At 64.1% G+C, this 22,322-nt stretch carries 18 protein-coding genes and 1 pseudogene; 9 read left to right on the top strand and 10 right to left on the bottom strand.

Annotated elements, in window-relative coordinates:
* The first annotated feature begins 26 nt into the window (after window positions 1-26).
* The 4 genes from AB870_RS21745 to AB870_RS21730 all read left to right on the top strand — a co-directional run bounded on the left by AB870_RS21745 (window position 27) and on the right by AB870_RS21730 (window position 4,415).
* A complete protein-coding gene (locus AB870_RS21745) occupies window positions 27-1,664 on the top strand; it encodes a DEAD/DEAH box helicase (protein WP_047906249.1) in 1,638 nt (545 codons plus the stop codon).
* A 243-nt stretch (window positions 1,665-1,907) separates the two neighbouring features.
* Complete coding sequence (gene panS, locus AB870_RS21740; RefSeq protein WP_047906248.1) at window positions 1,908-2,870, top strand: ketopantoate/pantoate/pantothenate transporter PanS; 963 nt, start codon at window positions 1,908-1,910, stop codon at window positions 2,868-2,870.
* 188 nt (window positions 2,871-3,058) lie between these two features.
* Window positions 3,059-3,577 carry an LbetaH domain-containing protein gene (locus tag AB870_RS21735; protein WP_418303975.1) on the top strand — a complete coding sequence of 173 codons (519 nt, stop codon included), beginning with the start codon at window positions 3,059-3,061 and terminating at the stop codon, window positions 3,575-3,577.
* 82 nt (window positions 3,578-3,659) lie between these two features.
* Window positions 3,660-4,415: a peptidylprolyl isomerase gene (locus tag AB870_RS21730; RefSeq protein ID WP_047906247.1), complete on the top strand. Its 756-nt coding sequence runs from the start codon at window positions 3,660-3,662 to the stop codon at window positions 4,413-4,415.
* 51 nt (window positions 4,416-4,466) lie between these two features.
* Here AB870_RS21730 and AB870_RS21725 read toward each other — a convergent pair whose 3' ends face one another.
* A complete protein-coding gene (locus AB870_RS21725; protein ID WP_047906246.1) occupies window positions 4,467-5,264 on the bottom strand; it encodes a class I SAM-dependent methyltransferase in 798 nt (265 codons plus the stop codon).
* A 128-nt stretch (window positions 5,265-5,392) separates the two neighbouring features.
* Here AB870_RS21725 and AB870_RS21720 point away from each other — a divergent pair, with 128 nt between their 5' ends.
* Entirely contained in the window at window positions 5,393-6,256 is an 864-nt protein-coding gene (locus AB870_RS21720) for a helix-turn-helix transcriptional regulator (RefSeq protein ID WP_084663983.1), read from the top strand.
* A gap of 37 nt (window positions 6,257-6,293) precedes the next feature.
* Here AB870_RS21720 and crcB read toward each other — a convergent pair whose 3' ends face one another.
* Together crcB and AB870_RS21710 are read right to left on the bottom strand one after the other, a co-directional pair.
* Window positions 6,294-6,692, bottom strand: a complete 399-nt coding sequence (gene crcB, locus AB870_RS21715; protein ID WP_047906245.1) for a fluoride efflux transporter CrcB — start codon at window positions 6,690-6,692, stop codon at window positions 6,294-6,296.
* 145 nt (window positions 6,693-6,837) lie between these two features.
* Window positions 6,838-7,527 carry an orotate phosphoribosyltransferase gene (locus tag AB870_RS21710; RefSeq protein ID WP_042113471.1) on the bottom strand — a complete coding sequence of 230 codons (690 nt, stop codon included), beginning with the start codon at window positions 7,525-7,527 and terminating at the stop codon, window positions 6,838-6,840.
* 367 nt (window positions 7,528-7,894) lie between these two features.
* Here AB870_RS21710 and AB870_RS21705 point away from each other — a divergent pair, with 367 nt between their 5' ends.
* Both AB870_RS21705 and AB870_RS21700 read left to right on the top strand, forming a co-directional pair.
* Window positions 7,895-9,151, top strand: coding sequence for an MFS transporter (locus AB870_RS21705; RefSeq protein WP_047906244.1), 1,257 nt, complete (start codon window positions 7,895-7,897; stop codon window positions 9,149-9,151).
* A gap of 318 nt (window positions 9,152-9,469) precedes the next feature.
* Entirely contained in the window at window positions 9,470-11,749 is a 2,280-nt protein-coding gene (locus AB870_RS21700; protein ID WP_047906243.1) for an NADP-dependent malic enzyme, read from the top strand.
* A gap of 169 nt (window positions 11,750-11,918) precedes the next feature.
* Here AB870_RS21700 and AB870_RS21695 read toward each other — a convergent pair whose 3' ends face one another.
* A complete protein-coding gene (locus AB870_RS21695) occupies window positions 11,919-15,485 on the bottom strand; it encodes an indolepyruvate ferredoxin oxidoreductase family protein (protein WP_047906242.1) in 3,567 nt (1,188 codons plus the stop codon).
* Between the two features lie 620 nt (window positions 15,486-16,105).
* On the opposite strand from AB870_RS21695, the gene AB870_RS21690 reads away from it, so the two are divergent.
* On the top strand, window positions 16,106-16,315 hold the full coding sequence (locus AB870_RS21690; protein WP_047906241.1) for a hypothetical protein: 210 nt from the start codon (window positions 16,106-16,108) through the stop codon (window positions 16,313-16,315).
* A gap of 270 nt (window positions 16,316-16,585) precedes the next feature.
* Window positions 16,586-17,073 (top strand): annotated as a pseudogene (locus AB870_RS21685) (Lrp/AsnC family transcriptional regulator).
* 94 nt (window positions 17,074-17,167) lie between these two features.
* Here the strand turns inward: AB870_RS21685 and AB870_RS21680 are convergent.
* The 6 genes from AB870_RS21680 to paaC all read right to left on the bottom strand — a co-directional run bounded on the left by AB870_RS21680 (window position 17,168) and on the right by paaC (window position 22,275).
* Window positions 17,168-17,824, bottom strand: a complete 657-nt coding sequence (locus tag AB870_RS21680) for a GNAT family N-acetyltransferase (protein WP_047906240.1) — start codon at window positions 17,822-17,824, stop codon at window positions 17,168-17,170.
* Window positions 17,825-18,063: 239 nt separating this feature from the next.
* Complete coding sequence (locus AB870_RS21675) at window positions 18,064-18,732, bottom strand: TetR/AcrR family transcriptional regulator (RefSeq protein ID WP_047906239.1); 669 nt, start codon at window positions 18,730-18,732, stop codon at window positions 18,064-18,066.
* Window positions 18,733-18,741: 9 nt separating this feature from the next.
* Entirely contained in the window at window positions 18,742-19,539 is a 798-nt protein-coding gene (locus AB870_RS21670; RefSeq protein ID WP_047906238.1) for a DUF1835 domain-containing protein, read from the bottom strand.
* Window positions 19,540-19,725: 186 nt separating this feature from the next.
* Window positions 19,726-20,814: a 1,2-phenylacetyl-CoA epoxidase subunit PaaE gene (gene paaE / locus AB870_RS21665; protein WP_047906237.1), complete on the bottom strand. Its 1,089-nt coding sequence runs from the start codon at window positions 20,812-20,814 to the stop codon at window positions 19,726-19,728.
* A 32-nt stretch (window positions 20,815-20,846) separates the two neighbouring features.
* Window positions 20,847-21,425 carry a 1,2-phenylacetyl-CoA epoxidase subunit PaaD gene (gene paaD, locus AB870_RS21660; RefSeq protein ID WP_047908536.1) on the bottom strand — a complete coding sequence of 193 codons (579 nt, stop codon included), beginning with the start codon at window positions 21,423-21,425 and terminating at the stop codon, window positions 20,847-20,849.
* A gap of 46 nt (window positions 21,426-21,471) precedes the next feature.
* Complete coding sequence (paaC, locus tag AB870_RS21655) at window positions 21,472-22,275, bottom strand: 1,2-phenylacetyl-CoA epoxidase subunit PaaC (protein ID WP_047906236.1); 804 nt, start codon at window positions 22,273-22,275, stop codon at window positions 21,472-21,474.
* Between the last annotated feature and the right edge of the window lie 47 nt (window positions 22,276-22,322).

Below are 22,322 nucleotides of genomic sequence, written 5' to 3'. Positions count from 1 at the left end.
CGTGGAGTCCGCGCATTGGTCTTTATATGTCTTTTGAAAAGCTCGGCCTGTCGGCCGACATCCTGCGTGCAGTCGCCGATCTCGGTTACACGCAGCCGACCCCGATCCAACTGCAAGCGATTCCGGCTGTCCTGCAAGGCGGCGATCTTCTCGCCGGAGCACAGACCGGGACCGGCAAGACGGCAGGCTTTACGCTGCCCATCCTGCAAATGCTGTCCGCGCGCGCGCGTCCGGCTGCCGCGAACGGCAAGCGCCCGGTGCGCGCGCTGGTGCTGACCCCCACGCGCGAACTTGCCGCGCAAGTCGAGGAGAGTGTCACCCAGTACGGGAAATACCTGCGTCTGACTTCCATGACCGTGTTCGGCGGCGTGTCGATGGTGCCGCAAGTCAAGCAACTCGCGCGCGGCGTCGATATTCTCGTCGCCACGCCGGGCCGCCTGCTCGATCACATGCAGCAAAAGACGGTGGATCTGTCCGGCGTCGAAATCCTGGTGCTCGACGAAGCGGATCGCATGCTGGACATGGGTTTCATTCGCGATATCCGCCGCGTGCTGGCGGCGCTGCCCGCGCAGCGCCAGAACCTGCTGTTCTCGGCCACGTTCTCCGACGAAATCAAGCAACTGGCCGACGGGCTGCTCAAGTCGCCTGCGCTGATCGAAGTCGCGCGACGCAACACGACCGCCGAGACCGTCGCGCAGAAGATCCACCCGGTCGACCGTGACCGCAAGCGCGAACTGCTCGAACACCTCGTGCGCGAGCACAACTGGTTTCAGGTGCTCGTGTTCACGCGCACCAAACACGGTGCGAACCGCCTGGCGGAGCAACTGACGAAGAGCGGCATTCCGGCGCTGGCCATTCACGGCAACAAGAGTCAGGGCGCACGTACCCGTGCCCTTGCCGAATTCAAGAGCGGCACGCTGCAGGTGCTGGTGGCGACCGATATCGCCGCGCGCGGTATCGACATCGATCAGTTGCCGCACGTGGTGAACTTCGATCTGCCGGAAGTGGCGGAAGACTACGTGCACCGCATCGGCCGTACGGGCCGCGCGGGCGCGAACGGGGAAGCCGTCTCGCTCGTGTGTGTGGACGAACATCAACTCCTCCAGCAAATCGAGCGCCTCATCAAGCGCACCATCGATCGCGAGGTGATCCCAGGCTTTGAGCCGGATCCGCACGCCGTCGCGCAGCCGATTCGCAAGAATCAGCAAGGCGGCGGCCGTCGTGCGGGTGGCGGCGGCCGCGGGGGACGCAACGGCGGGGGCGACGATGCGCGTCAATCGGCCCGGGCGCCACGTGAGCCACGTGACGGCGGCCGCGCGCCGCGTCAGGGCGTCGAGCCGAAGCCGCGTCGCGAAGGCGAGCGGGGCGGGCGGCAGGGCGGCGGCAATGGCGGCGATGCCATCAACGTCGGCACGAGCCAACGTCAACCGGCCAAACGTCAGGGCGATGCCCAACGCGCGCCCGTACGTGCCGTGCAGGGGACGGGCGCACCGCGCCAGGGCCAGAATGCGGGCCGGGGCCAGCGTAATGGTGGGGTTGGCGGTGGTGCTGGAGGTGGCGGCGGCGGCGGCGAGCGTGGCGACTTTGCCCAACGCGGGCCGCGTCCGGCACGTCGCGACGGCGCCGGAGGTGCCTTGCTGATGGGCAAGCCGAAGCGCGATTAGGCGCCTTGACGAAGCATCAACGAAGCATCAACGAAGCATCGACGAGGTATCGAAGACGTGCACGCGGCTCGACATTCCGATGAATCCGGGCCGCGGCATGGGGATGCGGGAAGCGGCGAAGCGCCTTCGCCGCCGCGTGCCACGCGCCGCATTCGCCGATGTTCCGAACGTGCGACGGCACGGCGTCGACGGGTGGTCAGCGCAAAATAAGTAAAATATTAACTTTTTGCGCCCGAGACTCTCATGATCGCCCGTGTCACCCGGCTGTTCCCCCTGTGGGCTCTGCTGCTGTCCGTCTTTGCCTTTTTCTCGCCGGGCAGCTTTTCCGGCATTACGCCGCACGTCACGGCGCTGCTCACCGTGGTGATGTTTGCGATGGGCGTCACCCTGACGTTCGACGACTTCAAGCGAGTGTTCACGCGTCCCGCGCCCATCGTGGCGGGTGTGGTGCTGCACTATCTGGTCATGCCGCTGGCCGCATGGATCATTGCACGCGTGCTGCACATGCCCCCCGATCTGACTGCGGGCATGGTGCTTGTGGGCAGCGTAGCGAGCGGCACGGCGTCGAACGTCATGATCTATCTCGCCCGAGGCGACGTGGCCCTTTCGGTCACGATCAGTGCCATGTCGACACTCGTCGGCGTGTTCGCGACGCCGCTGCTCACACGCCTGTACGTCGACGCGTCGATTGCGGTGGACGTCGAAGGCATGCTGTTGTCGATTCTTCAGATCGTGGCGTTGCCGATCGGCGCCGGTCTGCTCATCAACCACTTCTTCGGTCGCGTGGTGCGTGCCATCGAGGGCTTTCTTCCGCTGGTGTCGATGGTGGCAATCGTGCTGATCATCGGTGCGGTGGTGGGCGCGAATCAGGGCAACATTGCCACGGTAGGTCCGTTGGTCATGGCCGGCGTCATCCTGCACAACGGCCTGGGCCTGCTCGGTGGATACTGGGGCGGCCGCTTGCTAGGCTTCGACGAATCGATCTGCCGCACGCTGGCCATCGAGGTCGGTATGCAGAACTCCGGTTTGGCCGCCACGCTCGGCAAGGTGTATTTCACGCCGCTGGCGGCATTGCCGGGGGCGCTCTTCTCCGTGTGGCACAACCTGTCGGGCTCGCTGCTGGCCGGTTACTGGCGCGGACGCCCGACGGGCACGGCCAACGATTCCAATGATTCGCAAGCGACGGCAACACGTCCGACACACTGAGTTTCTCCCGTGCCGCACAGCAGTGTGTGCGGCACGCAACGGCTGTCCGTACCGTCATCGCGGACATTTGCGTTTCCGTCTCCCATCGCCTACAACATCGATATACCGTTCGCGGCGGTGAGAGAGTCTGTATCACGGTGCCCGTCCGTGTTCCCTTTCCCCCGCTCGCCCACTGGGCGTATTCCGTCGTGGCCAGCATCGGCATGGATGTCGCGTACATCACGCGACCGCCTTGTCGCGGCCCGGCGTACGAGCGAGCGGTCTGGAATCACATCGGGTCCTATGCGGTGCTGCGCGCCGACGAGGTCGATGAGCACGGCAGGATGGAGCCGATCGTGATCGGCGCAAATTCCAACATTCAGGACGGGGTCGTGATCCATTCGAAAGACGGCGCACGCGTTTCCATCGGCGAGAACACGTCCATCGCCCATCGCTCCATCGTGCATGGCCCCGGTGTCGTTGGCGACAACGCCTTCGTCGGCTTCAACTCCGTGCTGTTCAACTGCGTCGTGCACGACGGCGTGGTGGCGCGGCACAACAGCGTGGTGGACGGATGGGACATCCCCCCGACCACGCACATCAGGTGCGAGGCCGATCTCGCGACCATCCCGAAAGTCACTGTCGACGCGCGTGAGTTTTCCGAATCGGTGAGCCGCACGAACGTGCAGCTCGCGCGCGCCTATCGTCGTATTCAGAACGAGTTCTGACGACGGCATGCCCGTTCGCCGGTCGAGAGGCCCGGCGAACGCCCGAGCGCCATCGCCGTGAACGTTTTTCGTGGGGTCCGTCATGTCTTTGAGTGTCAACGGTATTGTCATCGACGCGCGCCGCGTCGCCGATGAGATCGATCAACATCGGGACGCTGCCGATCCGGAAGCCGCCGCGCAACGTGCGCTCGTGAGCCGTGAGCTGTTGCGACAGCGTGCGCGCGATCTGCATCTTCTCGCCGATGACGCCGCCGCGAGCGACGACGCTGTCGTCGACGCGCTCTTCACGCGGGACGTACAGGTGCGGCGTCCCACGCAGGAGGAGTGCCGAGCTTACTTTCACGACCACGCCGGGCAGTTCCGCGTAGGCGACAAAGTGCAGGCGAGTCATATTCTGTTTGCGTTGTCGGCCGGGGTGCCGCTTTCGCGCACGCTCGAACGTGCGCAGTCGGCACTCGATGCGGTGCTCGCGGAACCGTCTTCGTTCGAGACGATTGCGCGGACGATGTCGGACTGCGCGTCGGCGCACGACGGCGGCAGCCTCGGCATGCTCGCGCGAGGCAGCGCAGCGCCCGAGTTCGAGCTGGTGCTGTTTTGCGGCGACAGACTCGGCGTGCTGCCGCGACTCGTCAACACGCGTTACGGCTTCCACGTCGTACGTATCGAGCGCCGGGTGAAAGGCCGCATGCCGCCGTTCGAGCGCGTGGCCGATCGTATCGCTGCGCTGTTATACGAGCAGGCGCGTGCGCGGGCGTTGCGCCACTACGTGGCGTTGCTGGCCGACGCCGCGCAGATCAGCGGCGCGAACGACAGCGAAGGGCCGAGGCGAATCCAGTAGTGCCGCAATCGACCCCAGTACCCTCGGGAACCGGCGGAGATTCGCCGGACCTCAACCGGCGATCAGTTCGAGCGTCAGCGTGTCGAGTGTGAACGAGCCGTCGTCCCGGATCCGGAAGTGCTCGCGAACGCTGTCGGCCATGGCGCTCTGCAATGCGCGGATGGCGACCTGCATCGGCGCCGGTGTGCGCATGCGCGCCGTCCACGTCGCGAAGTCGAGTTCGAGCGTGCGCGGCGTGAGCGACGCCACCGAGAAGCCCGCGCCCGCCGCCATCGTGAGCCACTCGCCCGTCGAATAATCGCGCACGTGCGACGTGTCGCGCAGCACCTCCACCGCCTGCAAATACGTGTCGAACAACGGCTGTCCGGTGGATGCGACGTCGCAGATCACGACGCGTCCGCCCGGCTTGAGCACGCGACGCATCTCGCGCAACGCCGCCCCGACGTCCGCCCAATGATGGGCGCTGTAACGGCTGAAGACGAGATCGAACGTGGCATCGTCGAACGGCAACGATTCGGCGGCGCCAAGTTGCGTATCGACGTTTCTCAGCCCGCGCCTGGCGGCCTCGCCGGCCACCACGCCGAGCATATCGACGGAAAGATCGTAAGCGACGACGCGCGCCACGTGCGGTGCGGTGAAGAAGCTCACATGACCGGCGCCGCAGCCGAGATCGAGGACCTGCGCGCCCGGATACGCGCGCGCGATGGCGGCAAGTTGCTCCAGATCGGCGCCCTGCGCGTGGTTGGCGCTCGTCAGATAGGCGGATGCCTGCGGACCGAACTGGCCGGTGACGACCGCATTGTGGGAGTCATGGGAGGGGGTGGACGCGGGGCGCGGGGGATGGCTCACGGGAGTCTCCTTCGGTCGTGGGCAGGGAGCTTCAGGTTGAGTTTATGTCGCCCGGGGCTTGCGCGACATCGATGGCTCTCACGATAATGGCCCATCGATACCGGTACAAGTTGCCTGATTATCCTGGTATGAAAACTACCCCCATCGCTTTGCCACCTTCGCCGTCGGGCGAGTCGGGACCTCATGCGGACGACGCCCGTCAGCGTCGCGCCCTTGGCGACTTTCTGCGCGCGCATCGCGAGCGGCTGACACCCGCCGCCGTCGGTCTGCCCCCGATGGGGCGGCGCCGCACGCCGGGTCTGCGCCGGGAAGAGGTGGCGCAGCTGTGCGGTCTGTCGTCGACCTGGTACACATGGATCGAGCAGGCGCGGGAGGTGTCGATTTCGGCGGGCGCGCTGGCATCGGTCGCCGGTGCCTTGCGGCTCTCGCGCGCCGAACGGGCGTATCTGTTCGATCTTGCGGGCAAGCGCGATCCGGAGCGGGGCGCCGAACCGTTGCCGCATCACGCGACTGCGCAGGTGCGCGCGGCCGTTGCCGCTGTTGCGGCGCCAGCCTACGCGCTGGACCGCTGCTGGGACATGCTTGCGTGGAACAGCGCCGCGGCCGATATTTTTCGTGGCTGGCTCGATGTGCCGGGCCCGGCGGGTGTACCGGGCCCCTCGGGAACGAAGAACCTGCTGCGCTACATCTTCCTCGACGCCGGTGCGCGAACGTTGATTCAGGACTGGGAGCGGCGTGCGCGACGCGTGGTCGCCGAGTTTCGCGCCGAATGCAGCGCCTATCTCGACGACACGCCGGTGCGAGCGCTCACCGATGCCCTGCAACGCGAGAGTCCGGGGTTCGCCGCGCTCTGGTCGCAGCAGGATGTCGTCGAGCGTGAAGGCGGCCGCCGCGGTTTCCATCATCCCGAGCGCGGCGACATCGACTTTGCGCAAGTGACGTTCCGGCTGTCGGGGCACGACGATGTGAAGCTCGTAATGCTGCTCGCCTGAATCGCTCAGGCCGCCTGAACTGGCGGGTGGGCAGACGTCAGAGGGCGGGGCGCAGCCATTGCACGAACCAGGTGGCGCTGGCAATGCCGAGCAGCGTCATGAGGAGCGAACCGCCCACGTGGACGACCACGATCAGCGAGGCCCAACCGAGCTGGCCTGCGCGCAGCAGCGTGGTGACTTCGGCGGAAAAGGTCGAGAAGGTGGTGAGGCCGCCGAGAAAACCGGTGACGACGAAGAGCCGCCACTCGACCGGTATCGACGGTACGTGACTGAACAGTGCCACCGCGATGCCGATCAGATAGCCGCCGCCAAGATTGGCGGCGAGCGTACCGAGAGGAAGCGTCGGCAGAATCGCATTGAGATGCACGCTCAACGTCCAGCGCAGCAACGCACCGAGCGCCGCGCCGGCGCCGATGGCGACGACCGAAGCCAGCATGGGGTTTCTCCTGTTCATCCCGCAGATCCCGAGCGCGGATCGCGAGCGTCAAAAAAAAACGGCCAGCCATTTCGGGCCGGCCGTTCTCGCCTCTCAAGCGAATACTACGCGCTTTGCCATTGGCATGGCCAAAGGACCCGGTCTTTCAGTCTTTCGGGAACGACGTGGCGCCGCCGTGTGCGCCCGACCATTCGGCCGGTGCATGCAGGAATTTCTCGACTTCGTCCAGCGTCTTCGTGTCGAAGTGGTTCTGCTGCTTGGCCACACGCAGCACGTCCCACCACGTGGCGAGCGAGTGCAACTGGACATCGATGTCCTTGAGCACCTGACGGCTCTCCGGGAAGATGTCGTAGTGGAAGATTACGAACACGTGGTTCACGTTCGCACCGGCTTCGCGCAGCGCCTTGCAGAAGTTGATCTTGCTGCGGCCGTCGGTCGTCAGATCCTCGACGAGCAGCACGCGCGAGCCTTCCGGCAGATCGCCTTCGATCTGCGCATTGCGGCCGAAACCCTTCGGCTTCTTGCGCACGTACTGCATCGGCAGCATCAGCTTGTCGGCAATCCACGCAGCGAACGGGATACCCGCGGTTTCACCGCCGGCGACCGTGTCGAACTGCTCGCAGCCCACGTCCTGAATGATGACGGCTTCCGCGAAGTCCATCAGCGTACGACGCACGCGGGGGTACGAAATGAGCTTGCGGCAGTCGGTGTAGACCGGGCTGGCCCAGCCCGAGGTGAAGATGTACGGCTTCTCGGCGTTGAAATGCACCGCGCCCACTTCGAGCAGGATCTTTGCGGTGATGTCGGAAATCGCCTGGCGGTCGATGCCAATCATGATGCGGTTCCTCAGCGTTGCTGTCCGCCGTGCGGCGTGCAGCCAGGAGTCATGGGTGAGTGAGCGGCATGCCACGTGCCACGATAAACAACAGCCTACTGCGGCAAGGCACCGTCTGCGGCAGCGGGCGGCGCGTCTCGCGACGAGTGGCCTGCGCTTAAACGCGAATTATGCCACAAGTTTCAGCAAATGCGAGGTCAATTATGCACTGAGCGTATATTTTTCGTAAGAGGAGTACGCGCAGTGTGCGCGCACGGCGCATATGAAAAAAGGGCAACGACAGATGAGTCCAAAAAAAGAGACAGTTGCCGAGCCTTTATGACAGGCATACACTCTGGCCGAAATTCAGACCGGACCAGACGCCATCATGCCCCACGACCCCTCGCCTTCCCTTGCCACGCCGGGCGCCAGCGCCGCTGGCGCGGCGAAGCACGATAACGCTTACGCCAACCGCGCCCTGTGGGCTTCGGCCATCGGTTATGCCATGGACGGCTTCGACCTGCTGATCCTCGGCTTCATCCTGCCGGCCATCGCTGCCGATCTGGCGCTGTCCAGCGCGCAGTCGGGAGCGCTCGTGACCTGGACGCTCATCGGCGCGGTCGTCGGCGGCATCGTCTTCGGCATGCTTTCGGATCGCTACGGCCGAGTACGTGTGCTGTCGTGGACGATTTTGCTGTTCGCCGTTTTCACCGGCCTGTGCTCGCTGGCGCAGGGATACTGGGATCTGCTGGCTTACCGGACGATTGCCGGTATCGGTCTGGGCGGCGAATTCGGTATCGGCATGGCGCTTGCGGCGGAAGCCTGCGCGCCGGAGCGCCGCGCCCGTGCGTCGTCGTTCGTCGGGCTGGGCTGGCAGGCAGGCGTGCTCGCCGCGGCGCTGCTCACGCCGTTGCTGCTGCCGGTCATCGGCTGGCGAGGCATGTTCGCCGTGGGGCTGCTCCCGGCGGTGGTGTCGTTCGTCATGCGCCGTACGCTTGGCGAGCCGGAGATGTTCGTCGCGCAGCAGCAACAGCCGCGCGAGCACGCGCCGCTCAAGCTGCTGGTCAAGGACTGCGCGACCACGCGCGCGAGCCTGGGCGTGGCGATTCTGTGCTCGGTGCAGAACTTCGGTTACTACGGCCTGATGATCTGGATGCCCTCGTATCTGTCGAAGACCTTCGGCTATTCGCTGACCAAGTCCGCGATGTGGACGGCGGTGACGGTGCTCGGCATGGCGTTCGGCATCTGGCTGTTCGGCCGGCTGGCGGATCGTTTCGGACGTCGCCCGGCGTTCATCGGCTATCAGATCGGGGCGGTCGTGATGGTATTCGTATACGCACAGCTCCAGTCGCAGTTCTCGTTGCTGATCGGCGGCGCGGTCATGGGCATGTTCGTGAACGGCATGATCGGCGGCTACGGCGCGCTGATCTCCGAGTTGTATCCGACGGCGGCGCGTGCCACGGCGCAAAACGTGCTGTTCAACATCGGGCGCGCCGTGGGCGGGTTCGGGCCGTTGACGGTCGGTGCGCTCGCGGCAGCGTTCTCGTTCAAGATCGCGCTCGTTTTCCTCGCGGGCATTTACGTGCTCGACATTCTCGCGACGCTGTTCCTGATTCCGGAGCGTCGCGGCGAAGCGTTGCAGTAAGGCGAATTGCGTATTGCGCCGCGCGTGAGCCTTGCGCCGCGTGCGGCGTCACGCTCGTGGCGCAAGGTGTACACTTTGCGTCCTGCGGTGCGCTCCGGCCCACCGCATGTCCCACGGTCCGGCGCGCGCGAGCGCGATTTCCCGGATCGGGGAAGCGATGGTCATCACGCCATCGCGCCGAGAAGAACCCCGTCGACGACACAATCGTCGAATCCCTCCGGTTGGCTCTTCCCCCCGCCGTGATCCGTCAAAAGACGGTCGAGCCCCACACGCTGCCCGCATGCGGCAGGGTCCGGCCGTCGCCATTAGGTATCGAAAATGGATGAACAACTGAAGCAAAGCGCGCTCGCGTACCACGAGAATCCGCGTCCCGGCAAGATCTCGGTTACGCCGACCAAGCCGCTGTCGAACCAGATCGATCTGTCCCTGGCGTACTCCCCCGGCGTGGCCTACGCCTGCGAAGCCATCGCGGAAGATCCGCTTGCCGCGAACCGTTACACGTCGCGCAGCAACCTCGTCGGTGTGATCACCAACGGCACGGCCGTGCTGGGCCTGGGCAATATCGGCCCGCTCGCCGCAAAACCCGTCATGGAAGGCAAGGGCTGCCTGTTCAAGAAGTTCGCGGGCATCGACGTGTTCGACATCGAGCTCGCCGAGCACGATCCGGACAAGCTGGTCGAAGCCATCGCCATGCTCGAACCCACGCTGGGCGGCATCAACCTCGAAGACATCAAGGCGCCCGAGTGCTTCTACATCGAGAAGAAGCTGCGTGAGCGCATGAAGATCCCGGTCTTCCACGACGATCAGCACGGCACCGCCATCATCGCCTCGGCCGCGATCCTCAACGGCCTGAAGGTCGTCGGCAAGGACATCGCCAAGGTCAGGCTGGTGTGCTCGGGTGCAGGCGCTGCCGCCATCGCGTGTCTGGACCTGCTCGTGAATCTCGGCCTCAAGAAAGAGAACATTCTGGTTCTCGACTCGAAGGGCGTGATCCATACCGGGCGCGACAAGCTCGATGAGAGCAAGGCACGCTATGCCGTGACGACCGACGCACGCACCCTGGCCGATGCCAGCAACGGCGCCGACGTGTTCCTGGGCTGCTCGACCGCCGGCGTGCTCACCGCCGACATGGTCAAGACCATGGGCACGAAGCCGCTGATTCTCGCGCTGGCCAACCCGGAACCGGAAATCCGCCCGGAAGTCGCCAAGGCGGCGCGTCCGGACTGCATCATCGCCACGGGCCGCTCGGACTATCCGAACCAGGTCAACAACGTGCTGTGCTTCCCGTTCATCTTCCGTGGCGCGCTCGATGTCGGTGCAACCACCATCACGGAAGAGATGAAGCTCGCCACCGTGCGGGCCATCGCCGAACTGGCGCAGGAAGAAGAGCAGAGCGAAGAAGTCGCACGCGCCTATGAAGGCCAGTCGCTCGAATTCGGTCCGGAATACATCATTCCGAAGCCGTTCGATCCGCGTCTTATCATCAAGATCGCGCCGGCCGTGGCGCAGGCCGCCATGGACTCGGGCGTGGCCACGCGTCCCATCGAGGACATGGACGCCTACCGCGAACAACTCGGCACCACGGTGTATCGCACCGGCTTCATCATGCGTCCGGTGTTCGCCGCGGCGCGTGCGCGCTTCGGTAGCGACGCCGCGCGCATCGTGTTCGCCGAAGGGGAGGACGAGCGCGTGCTGCGCGCGGCACAGTTCGTGCTGGCCGAGCGCATCGCCAGGCCGATCATCATCGGTCGTCCGGCCGTGGTCGAAATGCGTCTGCAAAAGATCGGCTCGAAGCTCAAGCCCGGCGTCGATTTCGAGATCGTGAATCCGGAAGACGACACGCGTTATCAGCGCTGCTGGCAGGAGTATCACAATCTGGGCGCCCGCCACGGCGTGACGCCGGAAGTCGCCAAGGCCGCCATGCGCAAGGACAACACGCTGATCGGTGCGATCCTCGTGCGTCTGGGCGAAGCCGACGGTATGGTCTGCGGCATGATCGACACGTATCACCGCCATCTCGACGTGATCGACCAGGTGCTGGGTCGTGCCGCCGGTGTGGAAAACTACGCGGCGATGAACCTGCTGATGCTGGCCAATCGCAACCTGTTCATCAGCGACACGTACGTCAATGAAGTGCCGACCTCGGAGCAACTCGCCGAGATGACCGTGCTGGCCGCGAAGGAAATCGAGCGTTTCGGCATCGCCCCGAAGGTGGCGCTGCTCTCGAACTCGAACTTCGGCAGCGTGAAGTCGGCATCGGCACAGCGCATGGCGCGAGCCGCGCAACTGCTGGCCGAGCGTGCGCCGGAGCTGGAAGTCGACGGCGAAATGCACGGCGACGCCGCCCTGTCGGAGACGATCCGTCGCGCGGCCTACCCCGCATCGCGTCTGGCCGGCGAAGCGAACCTGCTGGTCATGCCGAACGTGGAAGCGGCCAACATCACCTACAACCTGCTCAAGATGACGGGCGGCGAGGGCGTGACGGTCGGGCCGTTCCTGCTGGGTTGCGCCAAGCCGGTTCATATCCTGACGCCGGCCGCGACCGTGCGTCGCATCATCAACATGACGGCTGTCGCGGCGGCGAACGTCACGCGTTGATGGGCCGCTGAGGTCGCGCCGACGCGCTCGCCGGAAGAGATTTGCCGGTGAGCGCGCCGGCCGGCGAGAGACGGTGAGAGACGGTGAGGGTGCATGAAAAAATCCCGCCAGACGCTCATGCGCTGGCGGGATTTTCATTGCACGTGCGCTTCGCGCGGGCGTTGGCGAATCATGCGGCAACGCGGTGCGAGCCGCCATCGCGGAACTGCGCGAGCAGCTTCGTCCACTTGATGCGCGTGGCCGCGAGGTTTTGCTCCTTCACGTGACCGTAGCCGCGAATGTCCTGCGGCAGTTCCGCGAGTTGCACGGCGAGCGGCAGGTTGTGCTCGTTCAGACGCGACACCAGTTCGTTCACCAGCGTTTCGTACTCGCCGATCAGGGCACGCTCCGTGCGACGCTCTTCCGTCCGCCCGAAGATGTCGAACGCCCCGCCGCGCAGCCCCTTGAATTTCGCCAGCACGCCGAAGGCCTTCATCATCCAGGGCCCGTACGCCTTCTTCACGAGATGGCCCTTGTCGTCGCGTCTGGCCAGCGACGGCGGCGCCAGATGGAAGCGCAGCGAGAAGTCGCCTTCGAACTGCTCGTTGATCTTCTTCATGAACGCAGGGTCGGTGTACAGGCGCGCGACTTCGTACTCGTCCTTGTAGGCCATCAGTTTGTACAACGCGCGAGCGACGGCTTCGGTCAACGGCATTTGCGAGGCGTCGGTCGGCAGGGCGGACTCCGCCGCGCGCACGCGCTCGACCGTGCGCTTGAAGCGTTCCGCATACGCGCGATCCTGATAGGCGACTAGTTGGTCGTAGCGACGCTGGATCAGCGTGTCGAGCGCGCGCGGGGAGTGCAGCGTAATGAGCTTGCCGCCGGTGGCAGACGATTCCGGCGCTTCGTTTTGCTGCGCCAGTTTGCGCACCGTTGCGAGATCGTGCGCGGCGCGGCGTCCCCATTCGAACGCCTGCTTGTTCTTCTCGACGGCCACCCCGTTGAGTTCGATGGCGCGAGTGAGCGCCGCATACGAGAGCGGCACCCAGCCCTTCTGCCACGCATATCCGAGTACGAACGGGTTCGTGTAAATGGTGTCGCCGAGCAGGCGCAGCGAGAGGTGATTCGCGTCGACGAAATCGACGTTCTCACCGGCGGCCGCGCGAATGTCGTTCTCGGTGCTGGCGCCGGGGAAGCGCCAGTTCGGATCGCGGATGAACTCGGCCGTCGGCGTATGTGCGCTGTTCACGACGATGTTCGTCACCCCATGCTGCACCCGCGAGAGCGTGTCGTCGCTGGCGGTGGTGATGGCGTCGCAACCAATCACGACGCGCGCGTCGCCCATGGCGATGCGCGTGGCGTGGATGTCTTCCGGTTGCAGCGCGATCTGCACGTGACTCGTCACGGCGCCGCCCTTTTGCGCGAGACCCGTCACGTCGAGCGTTGTAACCCCCTTGTTTTCCAGATGCGCGGCCATGCCGAGCAGACCGCCGATGGTGACCACACCCGTGCCGCCTACACCGGTCACGAGAATGCCGTACGGACGCGCGATGGCCGGTAGCGCCGGCTCTGGCAACGGCGGCAGACCGCTGCTGTCGACCTGCGCGGTTTTCGGCTTGCGCAACTGGCCGCCTTCCACCGTCACGAAGCTCGGGCAGAAGCCGTTCAGGCAGGAGAAGTCCTTGTTGCAGGTCGATTGGTTGATCTGACGCTTCGTGCCGAATTCCGTCTCAAGCGGCTCGACCGACAGGCAGTTCGACTTCACCGAACAATCGCCGCAGCCTTCGCAGACGGACTCGTTGATGACCACACGCCTGGCCGGATCGGGGTACGCGCCGCGTTTGCGGCGGCGGCGCTTTTCGGTTGCACACGTCTGGTCGTAGATCAGAATCGACGTGCCCTTGACCAGACGCAACTCGCGCTGCACGCGATCCAGTTCGCTGCGGTGATAGACGGGAATGTCGCCGACGAGCTTCACACCTTCGTACTTCTCGGGCTCGTCCGTCACGATCACGATCTTTGCGGCGCCTTCGGCGGCGACCTGCGCCACGATCTGCGGCACGGTGAGCGTGCCGTCGACGGGTTGTCCGCCGGTCATGGCGACGGCGTCGTTGTACAGGATCTTGTAGGTGATGTTGACCTTCGACGAGATCGCCGCACGAATGGCGAGCAGCCCCGAGTGGAAGTACGTGCCGTCGCCCAGGTTGGCGAAAATGTGTTCGTCGCACGAGAACGGCGCCTGACCGATCCAGGGCACGCCTTCGCCGCCCATCTGAGAGAAAGTGTCCGTCTTGCGGTCCATCCAGACCGTCATGTAATGGCAGCCGATCCCGGCGATGGCGCGCGAGCCTTCGGGCACGTTCGTCGATGTATTGTGCGGACAGCCCGAACAGAACCACGGTTTGCGCTCCGCCGCGACACGCGGCCTGGACAGCGCCTGTTCCTTGGCTTCGATCACGCGCAGGCGCGCCGCGATGCGCTCGCGCACGTCGCTCGGCAGCTCGAACTTTTCCAGACGCGTGGCAATCGCCTTGGCGATGAGCGCCGGCGAGAGTTCATAGTGGGCGGGCAGCAGCCAGTTGGCCATGGGCACCGACCATTCGCCGCCGGCGCCATCCTTCTCGTCGAACTTGCCGTACACGCGCGGACGTACGTCGTCGCGCCAGTTGTACAGCTCTTCCTTGATTTGGTATTCGAGGATCTGCCGCTTTTCCTCGACCACCAGAATTTCCTGGAGTCCTTGTGCGAACGCGCGCGCTCCCTGCGCTTCGAGCGGCCACACACAACCCACCTTGTACAGACGAATGCCGATGCGGGCGCACGTGTCGTCGTCGAGACCCAGGTCGGCCAGCGCCTGGCACACGTCGAGATACGCCTTGCCGCCGGTCATGATGCCGAAACGGGCATTGGGCGAATCCACCGTTACACGATCGAGCTTGTTGGCGCGAATGTAGGCGAGCGCGGCGTACCACTTGTAGTCGATCATCCGCGCTTCCTGCACCAGCGGCGGATCGGGCCAGCGGATGTTCAGGCCGTCGGGCGGCATGACGAAGTCGTTCGGCAAACGGATGTCGACGTTGTGCGGATCGATCATCACCGAGGCCGACGATTCGACCACGTCGGTCACACATTTCATGGCGACCCATAGGCCGGAATAGCGGCTCATCGCCCAGCCATGCAGGCCGTAATCGAGGTACTCCTGCACGTTCGACGGGAACAGCACGGGAATGCCGGCCGCCTTGAAGACGTGTTCGGACTGGTGCGCGAGCGTGGAGGATTTGGCGGCGTGATCGTCGCCTGCGAGGACCAGCACCCCGCCGTGCTTCGAGGAGCCGGCCGAGTTGCCATGCTTGAGCACGTCCATCGAACGATCGACGCCCGGACCCTTGCCGTACCACATGGAGAACACGCCATCGAATCTGGCGGGATACAGATTGACCTGCTGCGAGCCCCACACGGCGGTGGCGGCGAGGTCTTCGTTCAGCCCGGGCTGAAAGACGATGTTATGACCGGCGAGATGCTGCTTGGCTTTCCATAGCGACAAATCCAGACCCCCCAGCGGCGAGCCGCGATAGCCCGAAATGAAACCCGCGGTGTTGAGCCCGGCGGCGGCATCGCGCGCCTGCTGCAACATCGGGAGTCGCACGAGGGCCTGGATGCCGCTCATGTAAGCGCGACCGCGCTCGAGCGTGTACTTGTCGTCGAGCGTGACCGATTCCAGTGCGGCCAGCAAACTCGGATTGACGGGGGCGTTCATGGGGTGTGCTCCTCACTCTCACTGATTTTGGGATCGCCAAAACTTCCTGCCCCTCCCGCTCTCGTGAAGCAGGACGGCAGCGTGAATGCCGGCCTTCTAGTCGCCATTTTTTCCAAGGACTCACAGGCGTGATGTCACTCGGTGGGCGGGGCCTTTTTTCGTGGTGCTGATGCCGGTCGGACCTATGGTAGCACCGGTGTCATGGCGTTGCCTGACGGTGGCGAGGACGTCTCATAGGTTGCCGATCGACGGCAGTATAGCGAGGATTATGACGTTTACGTAAACGTAAGGAGTCTGGCGTAAACCCTGTCTGGTGTTCCGCCGTGACTCCCTCCTACAACCAGCAGGTGCGGCATAGAACCGCATTTCTGCTTTGGGAATTGGCCTCAAAATGACGGCATTGTGTCGTCATTATGTCGGCAACCGTACGTTTGTCGGTGCCTTCTGACACGTGGGTAACAACGTGTAACGGTACGGGGCTAACGGGAACGGAGCGGGCAGAATGTCCACTAATGCGTTACCCGATGCGTGACAAAACCGTTATCGTCGCGTTGGGTACATTCATGGCGTACCGAGAAGGCACGCAGCAACAATACAGCGATACGTAAGAAGGAGTCACTGTGAATCAACGAAACATCGCCAAATTCCTGCTGGTTTCCGCTTCGTTTCTGACCCTGGAAGTGAGCGTCGCACGCGCAGACGAGCTGGCGCGCGACAAGACGGCCGAACCCACCCCCATCACGCAGCAGCGCACCACCCCATCGCCGCAGCGTTACGAAGGCCCGCTCGACCAGCGCACGATCGATCCGCGAGAATTCCAGCGCCGGTGATCTGACTTTCCGTCGGAGATCGGCCCGATCCACCCGAGTACGTAACTGCGGCGGCCATACCCGGCGCAAAACGACACTCCCGAACCGCAAGGCGCTGCCGGAATGGCGAGCGCCTTTTTCTTTTCCTCGGACACCACATTCCGCCCCATGGCATTCGCCGGGTTCGTGTTGTCTGTAATGTCTTGTAACCACCTTGTTTAGGCTTACACTTCCTTATTAAAGGAAATTTGCGCAATAATATTGCGCATAAATTCCAATAAAGGGGGATATATGTCAAAACTTGAACTGGACAAGATCGATCGGCGGATTCTGCCCCGTTACAAAGCAACGGACGTCTTTCCAACCTCGAAATCGCCGAGCAGGTGCGCCTCTCGCCGAGTCCGTGCCTGCGTCGCATTCGTCGCCTCGAAGAGGCCGGTGTGATCCGCGGCTACGTAGCGCTGCTGGAGCCCACCCGTATCGGACTCGGTCTGCTGGCGTATGTCAACGTGCGGCTCGACAAGCGTCATCCTGGCGACGGTGCGGGCGGCTCGGTCATCGAGCACTTTCGCAGCGTGGTCGACTCATGGCCTGAAGTCGTCGGCTGCTACGCGATGGCGGGCGACATGGACTACCTGCTACGGGTGCACGTGCGTGACATGGCACATTTTTCGCGCTTCATGCAAACGCATCTGCTGGTGCATCCGAGCGTGGTCGACGTCAAAACGAGCTTCGTGCTCGACCAATTGAAAGAGACGACGGCCCTGCCGCTTCCGTGATCGGCCCGCGCTTCGCGGCCTCCATTCTGAGGAAGACAAAAAAACCGGCCAAGGCCGGGTTTTTCATGTCTTGCATCGATATTGCCGAGATGGCTCAGGCCGCGCGCTGGTTGGGCAGCAGTCCCCCGAGCAGACGGCGGGCGTTGCGAAGCTGACGCTTGAGCGCGTAATCGAAGGCGGCGATCTGTTCCTGCATCATCTCCGAGAGCATCGAATGCGTGTCGGCCGGGGGCAGGCTCAGGTAGCCGTCCGCTTCCCCGTACGCAAAGTTGATTTCCATGCCGGCCTTCTTTGCGATGCGCATCATGCGGGCATTGCGCGACAGGCAGTGCATGTAGAGCGTGTCGACGCGCTTGTTGCGGCAGTGGATCGCCGCGCGCTCGAACAGGCGCGAACCGATACCGCGGCCACGGGCCGATTCGAGCACCGAGACTCCGAACTCCGCCACGCGGCCGCTCTTACCTTCCGGGAGTTGCGCGACGTGCGCCACGGCGACGAGCGCGAGGTTGTCGTCATAGACGCCGAACACACTGTCACGGGAGAAGTCGATGCTGGCGACGTAACGGGTGATCACGTCGTCCGAGACGGCCTGTCCGAAGCGCAGCAGGCGGTCTTCCTCGCCGAGCGCCAGAAAGTGGCGCTGGAGCCGGTGGATATCGCCGGACGTCAGCTCACGAATCAGCACGCTCGACCGCTCGTTGGCGGCAACCGTCGCGCGTGCGACGTCGGGCGTGGGATTCGGGGCAGTCATGGCGTATTCCTTAGGTTATCTTTAGTGCGTCGACTGAATTGTGCGACGCAAAAGAATTATACCTGATCAGGTAGGTAAAAACCCTAGGAATTTGATCGCCGGACGTGGAGGGAAGCGTCTAAGTCGCTGAAGATGGATGTCTTTTCCGAATCCGGCACCAGACTGTGTGTCGGGCAGCGTTGCTGCGTGGCAACAAAAAAAGGGCGAATCGTCGCCCTTTTGGAGTCAGTGAGTATTTGCTAACTTTGAGGGGCGGTTCGTGTTGGCGTTGCCGGAGCAGGGATTGCAGCCTCGATGCCGTCCGGCAGCGGTGCCGCCAGGCCGTGTTCGAGCACGGCGATCACTTCGTTGGCGAAGTCGCGATAGCGCATGCGTCCGCCGGGTTTGAGCCAGGTAAACGTCCAGTTGATCATGCCGAACAGCATCATCGTGAGGGCGGTCTGGTTGTGCTTCGCCACTCGCTCGGGAAACGCCCGGGAGAGTTGGCGGGCAAAGGCGGCCACGACGTCGCGCTGCCGGTTGAGCACGATCTCGCGTTGTTCGTCGTTCAGGAACTTCACGTCGTTGAGCAGCGCGATGTGGCGCGTCTGCGACGTCTCGTACTCGTCGAGAAAGGCGCGGATCAACTCATGGAACGTGTCGCGCTCGGACAGGCCGCGTCGCTGGCCGAGGGCTTCCACCTCGGTGACGATCAGCATCAGGCGCTTGGTGTAGCGCTCAAGCAGATCGAAGAGGATGGCGTCCTTGCTGGCGTAGTAATGATAGAGCCGCGCCTTGGACGTGCCGCAGGCGGCGGCCAACTCGGACATGGACGTGCTCGGGTAGCTCGCGCGGGCGAAGGCGTCGGCGGCGACGTCGAGAATCTGTTCGCGCTGCGATTCGTGATCGGGCGCTTTGGTACGTGCCATAAACGGGGGTTACTCCAATCGTAAATCGCACGCGGCGGCGGCCGTGGTGTCGCCGCGTAGCGCTAGCCGGCCTGCCGCACCGAGTTCGCGGCAACGCCACAAAAGAAAACTGTCGGTGGCGAAAAAGCCCTCGATGCGCGGCATCAATTCGCCAAGGAATGCAGCCACCGGTGTCCAGGCGACCGGGGCGCGCGTCAGAATCTGATCGTCGATCTCGGCGAACGTCGCGCCTTCGAACGTGTTGTGCACCCAGCGGCGAACCTGAGTATTCACTTGCTTGAGCGCCCGCCATTCGAGCGATAAACGGCCGATGCGCAACAAAGAAATCGGGGCGATGCGCGCGAACCGTTTGGCAAGCATTTCCGGGGCATACATACCGACGCTGGTACGGCGATTGGCGTCGCCCGCATGACCCGCTGCGTGCGCACCGCCCAGGTCGCTGCCGCGCAGCGCGATTTCGTTCAACCGGGCGGGCGTGTTGCGCAACATGAACGCCACGCGACGCAGCGACAACTGATCCGACGCACTGTCGCCATGCCAGCAGACCACCGCATTGTCGCCTTCGGCCAGCCGTTGCAGCGAGGCAAGTTCTTCGCGCAATTCGCCGGCGTAATCGCGGCCGGCCGACGGCATGACGCGCTGCCAGAACGCGGCGCGCTGCCGTTCGCTCTCGTCGATCTCGCGCAACGGGCCGATGGCCAGATCGTCACGCAGGACAAGGACGGGGTCGGCGCGTTGCGCTAGCGCCATCGCCGCACGAAGTTGCTGCGCGGCGATATCGCCACAGACGACATGGATGGTGTTCATGCCCGGTAGTTTACGGTATTCCCGCAACCTCGGGTTGACGCTCCCGTAATGCCGGAAATAACCGCAGCATTGGGGAGATTTCCCGCATGTTACGCCCGTGAAGACGTAACGTTCGCACGCCGTGGCAAACGGCCGCACGACCTGCTCTCGTCCGCTAGCCGGGCCTCGCGGCCCGGGTTCCGAGGCTTAACGCTCGTCGTAGCTCACCACGACACGCTCCGTTAGCGGGCGCGCCTGGCACGTCAGCACGAAGCCCTGCTCGACTTCGTAGTCTTCCAGCGTGTAATTCTTTTCCATCGCGACCTCGCCTTCGAGCACCTTGGCGCGACACGTGCAGCACACACCGCCCTTGCAGGCGTAGGGCAGCGACAGGCCGGCGGTGAGCCCCGTATCGAGAATGCTCTGCCCCTCGTAAGGCTGGCGCAGGCGACGTTCTTTGCCGTCCATGACGACGACCAGTTCGGCCATGGGTGTGTCGTCCGTAATGACCACCGGCTTCACACCGGCTTGCGGCGACGGCACGCCAAAGCGCTCGACGTGGATCTTTTCCTTGGCGACACCGGCGGCGGCGAGCGCGGCTTCGGCGGCATCCATCATCGGACCGGGACCGCAGATGAACGCTTCGTCGATGCTTGCTGCCGGAATCAGGGTGTCGAGGAACGCGGTGCACTTTTCCTCGTTGAGCAGACCGTTGAACAGCTCGACTTCCTGCGCTTCGTCCGAGAGCACGTGATACAGGCGCAGGCGGCCCAGATACGTGTTCTTCAGATCTTCGAGCGCTTCGGCGAACATGATCGCGGGCACGGTGCGGTTGCCGTAGACAAGCGTGAACCGGCTGTTCGGCTCGGCGGCGAGGGTTGTCTTGATGAGCGCGAGCATCGGCGTGATGCCCGAGCCGCCGGCGAATCCGACGTAATGCTTGGCGTTGTCGGCCGACAAACGGGTGAAGAAGCGTCCGTCCGGCGTCATCACGTCGATTTGCTGACCCGGCTTGAGCTGGTCGTTCGCGAAGTTCGAGAACTTGCCGCCCGGCACGCGCTTGATACCCACGCGCAGTTCGCCCGTGGCTTCGTATTCGGGCACGCCAACGCAGATCGAGTAGGAACGCCGCGCTTCTTCGCCGTCGATTTCGGTCTTGAGCGTGAGGAATTGGCCTTGCGTGAAGCGATAGGCGTCGCGCAGCGTGTCCGGCACCGTGAAGGCGATGGAAATGGCGTCGGCGGTCTCGGGCCGGATTTCGCGAATCGTCAGCGAATGGAATTGCGGGGTCGTCATCGTGGGCTTCCCAATCGGGTCAATCTGGCCAATCAATATGGCTTGAAGTAGTCGAACGGCTCTTGGCACGCGCGGCAACGGTAGTGCGCCTTGCAGGCGGTCGAGCCGAAGGCGGAAACGACTTCCGTCTCGACCGAGCCGCAGTGCGGGCACGGCACGCCGTCTTTCGGGCGGCCGTAGAAGGTGATCTTGCGCGAGGTGCCGGCAGATACGGCTTGCGCGCCGGTCGGTGGTGCGATGCCGTAACCCCGCAGCTTTTCGCGGGCTTCCGGACTGATCCAGTCGGTCGTCCAGGCCGGTGCGAGCACTGTCGTGACGTGCCACGGACCGAGGCCGGCACGCGTCATGGCCGCGGCAATGTCCTCGGCGATCTGCTGCATGGCGGGACAGCCCGAATACGTCGGCGTAATCACGATCTCGAATGCCGTGGCGCCCTGATCGTTCGTGACGACGCGCACGTCGCGCAGAATGCCGAGTTCCCGAATCGACACGACCGGGATTTCCGGATCGGGCACGGCTTCGAGCGTTTGCCACGCGAGCGGCAGCGACGCCTGCGAGGCCGGCGTGAGCACGTCGGGCGCAACGGCAGGGGTGAGCGGTAGATTCGTCATCGCGTCGGCAAACAGGTTCGGGGTATGCATGATGTGCGCGTGCGGCTTACCAGCTTGCGCCGGGATGCTGGCGCGCCAGTCCCTGCATCTCGCCGAGCAGATAGCTCATGTGCTCGGAGTGATGCCCGAACTTGCCCGTGCTCTCGAAGGCTCCGCTCACCGGCGCGCTGAGCGTGGCCTCGGCGAGAGCATCGTCGACGACGGCTTGCCAGGCTGCTTTCAGATCCGCCATCGTGACACCCGTACCGGCGGCGGCGACCGCATCTTCGAGCGTGTCGCGCTTGAAGATCTCGTTCATGTACGGCACGAGATAGTCGAGTGCGGCCTGTGCGCGGCGATGCGACTCTTCCGTACCGTCGCCGAAACGCACCAGCCAGTCGCGTGCGTGATGCAGGTGGTAATTCGCTTCCTTGACCGACTTGGCGGCAATGGCGGCGAGCGTTTCGTCGGCCGACTGCGTGAGCGCTTGCCAGACTTCGACCATCAGGGCGGAGTACAGGAAGTTGCGCACGATGGTGACGGCGTAGTCGCGCTCGGCGGCGGTCGTGCCTGCCGTCGGACCGTAGTGGGGCAGTTCGACGAGCGTCCAGTTGCGGAAGGCGAATTCGTCGCGCCAGAAGGCGTAGTCGTCTTCCTGCTTCGCGAAGCCGGTGAGTTCGGTTTCGAGCCTGGCGGCGTGCTGATAGAGCATGCGGGCCTGGCCGATGAGGTCGAGGCTCAGGTTCGTGAGCGCGATGTCTTCCTCGAGCACGGGGCCGTGACCGCACCACTCCGCATTGCGCTGACCGAGGATCAGCGCGTTGTCGGCGAGGCGCAGCAGATAGGACAGATGTTCCTGCGTCGGTTTCATGTTCTGGGGTCTCGCTTGGGGCGCGCCGTTGACGTGCGGGAGCCGCA

It is taken from the genome of Pandoraea faecigallinarum, from assembly GCF_001029105.3.
Taxonomy (GTDB): domain Bacteria; phylum Pseudomonadota; class Gammaproteobacteria; order Burkholderiales; family Burkholderiaceae; genus Pandoraea; species Pandoraea faecigallinarum.
Note: the sequence above shows the minus strand (reverse complement) of the source record. Positions and strands in the feature narration are given on the sequence as shown.